The sequence below is a fragment of the Streptomyces katrae genome (genome assembly GCF_000966975.1).
Classification (GTDB): domain Bacteria; phylum Actinomycetota; class Actinomycetes; order Streptomycetales; family Streptomycetaceae; genus Streptomyces; species Streptomyces katrae.
In genome coordinates, this window is record NZ_JZWV01000385.1 from 1 (window position 1) to 4,043 (window position 4,043).

Sequence of the window (4,043 nt, forward strand, 5' to 3'; positions counted from 1 at the left end):
CCCACTCGGCCGCGCACCCGCTGCGCGAGACCGCCCACCGACTGCTGATGTTCGGCCTCTACCGGGCCGGTCGCCCTGCCGAAGCGCTGACCGCCTTCGACGAGGCCCGACGGACCCTGGTGTCCGAGCTCGGCGTCGACCCGGGGCCCTCCCTGACCGCCCTGCGGCAGCAGATCCTCACCCTCGACCCGGCCCTCCCCGCAGCCGAGACATCGTGGTCCGCCTCCCCTCCCCCCGCGGGGAAGGCCGTCCGCATCGAACTGTTCGGCCGGGACTCGGACGTGGCGGCGACAGCGGCACTGGTCGCCACTCGGCGGATCGTCACTCTGGTGGGCCCGCCGGGTGTCGGGAAGACGCAGCTGGCCCGCGCGGTGGCCGATCTCGCGGCGCACAGGGGCGGTCCGGACGGTGTCTGGACCGTCGGGCTCGACGCCGTGACCCGACCGGAGTCGGTGCCATCAGCCGTGGCGGCCGCACTGGGGGTTCCCCTCGGGCCCGACCGGCCACTGATCGAGACGCTGGCCGTCGTCCTGGCAGACCGTCAGGCCTTGCTCGTCCTGGACAACTGCGAGCACGTACTGGACGCATGTGCCGAACTGGCCGACCGCCTGACAGCCCGCTCCGGCGGACTGCATGTGCTTGCGACCAGCAGGGAGCCGCTCGCCGTCGCCGGCGAGGTCGTCCGCCAGGTCGAACCGTTGTCCGTCCCTGCGGGAGACACGGTCGAGGACGTACGCGACACGGCCGCAGGGCGGATGTTCCTCGACCGGGCCGCAGCACGGACGCCCGGCCTCACCCTCACACCCGACGACGCCCCGCACGTCGCCCGCATCTGCCGCATGGCCGAGGGGCTGCCCCTCGCACTCGAGCTGGTCGCCGCCCAACTCCGCCTGCTATCCCTGGCCGAGCTGGCCGACCGCATGGACCGGCAACTGGAGGTACTGGCCCGGCGGCGCTCGACCCCGAACCGTCACCGGTCCCTGGACGCGGCCATCGACTGGAGCCACCAGCTGCTGACCGGGCACGAGCAAAGGGTCCTGGCCCGGCTGTCCGTCTTCGCCGGAGGGTTCACTCCGTCCGCCGTGACAGCGGTGGCCGGTGACACCGCCGTCGACGGACACGCCACGGTGCGATCGCCCGCCGTGCCGGAAACCGTCCTGTGGGACCTGGTGGAACGGTCCTTGGTGGTATCCGAACCGTCAGCCGGGCGCACCGGCCGGTTCCGGCTGCTGCAGCCGGTACGGGAGTACGCTGCGCGGCGCCTCTGCGACCTCGGCGAGCAACGGACGGTCCGCGCCCGGCACGCCGCCCACTACAGCGCCATGGCGGCACGGGTCGACCAGGAGGCGACGGGCCTCAAGGCCGACGAGAGGTGGGAGGCGAAGCAGCGGGTCCGACGGGAACTGGCCAATCTCCGGTCTGCACTGGACTGGTCCCTGGGCCCGGACGGCGACGCGGAGACGGGCATGGCCTTGGTCGGAGCAACGTCGTGGCTCTGGGTGGGATTGCCCGGAGAGGGCAAGGAGTGGGCGGGTCAGGCGCTCGCACGGCTCCAGGACGCACCCGCAGCCGCACGCCCGCGCGCACTCCTCGCAGCCGGGCTGATCCTCCACAGCACCGACCTGGCTGATTCCGCCGCGCTGCTCACCCGGGCGGCGCACCTCGCCAGGGAGAACGGGGATCCGGCCACGCAGTTGCAGGCACTCGCCCAGCTCTCCGTCGCCCGCTGCCTGCAGGGCCGTTGCGCCGAGGCCGTGGGCATCGCCGAGGAGGTGCTGGCCGCAGTCCTGCGGTACGGGAACGAGTTCGAGGCGGCCCGGGCCCGTATCGCCGTCGGGTTGGCCCGCTGCGGCGCCGGTGACGCCTCCGTCGCGGCCATGCACCTGACCCGTGCGGAGGAGGTCTTCGTACGCCTGGGCGCCCACGACGACCTGGCCACAACCCGCTGGGCTCAGGCGGAAGTCGCGTACTACTCGGGCCACCCCGCTCGGGCCGTGCAGCTGTCCGCCGCGGCCCTGCGCGATACGGAGGACAGCGAGGACCTCTTCGCCACCGTGTGCCGGCATGCCCAGCAGGCCCGCAACCTGCATGCGACCGGAGAGACACGGGCCGGCCGGGAGCACTTGCACCGCGCCCTTCGGCATTGCCTGGACGAAGGGCTGTGGATGCCGGCCGTCGACGCACTCACCACCGCGGCACGGATCGATGCGGACGGCGGAGACCCCACGCGTGCCCTGACTCTCCTGACTGCTGCGCATTCGCTGCGCACCTCCACCGGAAGAGAACCCACGCCAATGGAACTCCCCTCGCTCCGGGCGCTGGAGCAGCGGTTGCACCACGGAACGAGCCGCGAGCACCGTGCGTCGGCGCAGAAGGAAGGCGCCGCGCTCGGTCCGGAGGCGGCCCTCCACTACGCCCTGGCGACGGGGCGACCCCAGGGGCCCGGTCAGGGCAGCCGAAATCCCGTGGAGCCCGGCCGCGTCGCGTGAAATGATCTTCGGCGATCACTGACTGAGGAAAAGGCTGCAAACGTGTACGTACCGCCATCGGCACGAGTTCTCGACGATGACGAGCGTGAGCTCGTGGAGCTGGCGCGCCGCACCGTGGACGCGCATACCGACGCCGGGCCCGGCGAAGACGGGATCCACACGATGGGCGCCGCGGTCATGGCCGCCGACTACCGGATGTTCGCCGGCGTGAACCTCTACCACTTCACCGGCGGCCCCTGCGCCGAACTCGTGGCTCTGGGGGCCGCACGAGCCCAGGGTGCCCGCCAGATGCGCTGCATAGTCGCCGTGGGAAACCACGGGCGGGGGGTCATCGGCCCGTGCGGGCGTGACCGGCAGGTCTTCGTGGACTACTACCCCACCATGCGCGTCATCGTGCCCACGCCGGCGGGGCCCAGGTCCGTTCTGGCCGCCGACCTGATGCCGCTGACGCAGCGGTGGACACCGGAGGGCATGAACGGTCTCGACCCGTCGCTCTACCAGGACCCCGAGACGGCCGGTCCCCCGATCATCCGGTTCAACCCCCGCTACCTCGAAGCCGTCCGCTCCGGCGCCAAGACCCGGACCACCCGCTTCCGGGACCCGGTCCGGCTCGGGCCGGCACGGCTGGTGTTCGAGAGTGACCCCGAAGTCGTCCTGCCGGCGGAGGTGACCCACATCAGGCGCTGCCTCGTCAGCGAACTCACCGACCAGGACGCCCAAGCGGAGGGTCTGAGGACCGCAACCGAACTCCGGGAGGTCCTCAAGGGCCACTACCCTGATCTTGCGGGAGCCGACGAAGTCGACGTCATCACCTTCCAGGTCGACGACAGGACAGGGGTCGCCTGAACCGCTGAACCCGGGGCGCCGGCGACGAGCGGGTCGCAGGGCGCGTGCGGTCGGTCCTCCGCGTACGTCCCCGTGAGTTCGGCGCCGATCCGGGCCAGCCACAGCCGTACCTCCGGGGGCTCCAGCACTTCGACCCGCGAGCCCAGCCCGGCCAGTTGCCCCGCCAGGACATTCGCGGCCGGACCGTCGACCCACACCTCGGTCCATCCGTCGGGCAGTGGGCCGCCGACGCGCACGCGGCCACCGAGGAGCCGGTGCAGCAGGGCCAGCGTGTCGGGGTGGACGCGGGCACGCGCGGTCACCGCCTGCATGCCGTCCTGGAAGGCCCCGGACAGCTCCCGCCAAGCCGTGGCGAGGTCGAAGTCGGGGGGCCGTACCACCGGTTCGCCGGTCGGCTCGACGGAGGTGACCCGGCTGAGACGGAAGGTGCGCAGGCCCTTGTCCGTGCCGGCGACGAGGTAGTCCACCCCCGCCTTGGTCACGAGCCCGAGGGGGTCGACCGTGCGCTCGCCGGCCGGTTTGCCGATTCCCGCGTATCCGAGGCGGACCCGGATCCCGTCGATGACGGCGTCCTGGAGCGCGGAGCGGTGGACGGCGTCGGCGGTGACGGGCTTGCGGGACCAGTCCGTGGCGTCCACGACCCCCGCGCGGGTCGCGGCCTGGGCCTGCTCCCGCAGGGGCGGGGGCAGGGCCCGGACCAGCTTGCGC

The 4,043-nt window shown here is 72.6% G+C and carries 3 protein-coding genes; 2 read left to right on the forward strand and 1 reads right to left on the reverse strand.

The genetic code is table 11. From position 1 onward, the window contains the following. Positions 1-2,489, forward strand: a 2,489-nt coding sequence (locus tag VR44_RS41210; protein ID WP_157880302.1) for an ATP-binding protein, incomplete at its 5' end; no start/stop codon positions are given. Positions 2,490-2,531: 42 nt separating this feature from the next. Then, positions 2,532-3,335, forward strand: a complete 804-nt coding sequence (locus VR44_RS41960) for an ASCH domain-containing protein (protein ID WP_211275073.1) — start codon at positions 2,532-2,534, stop codon at positions 3,333-3,335. Here VR44_RS41960 and VR44_RS15050 read toward each other — a convergent pair. Continuing rightward, positions 3,260-4,043: helix-turn-helix transcriptional regulator (locus tag VR44_RS15050; RefSeq protein WP_094191662.1), on the reverse strand; the 784-nt coding region annotated here is incomplete at its 5' end. The two genes, VR44_RS41960 and VR44_RS15050, sit on opposite strands and share 76 nt — an antisense overlap.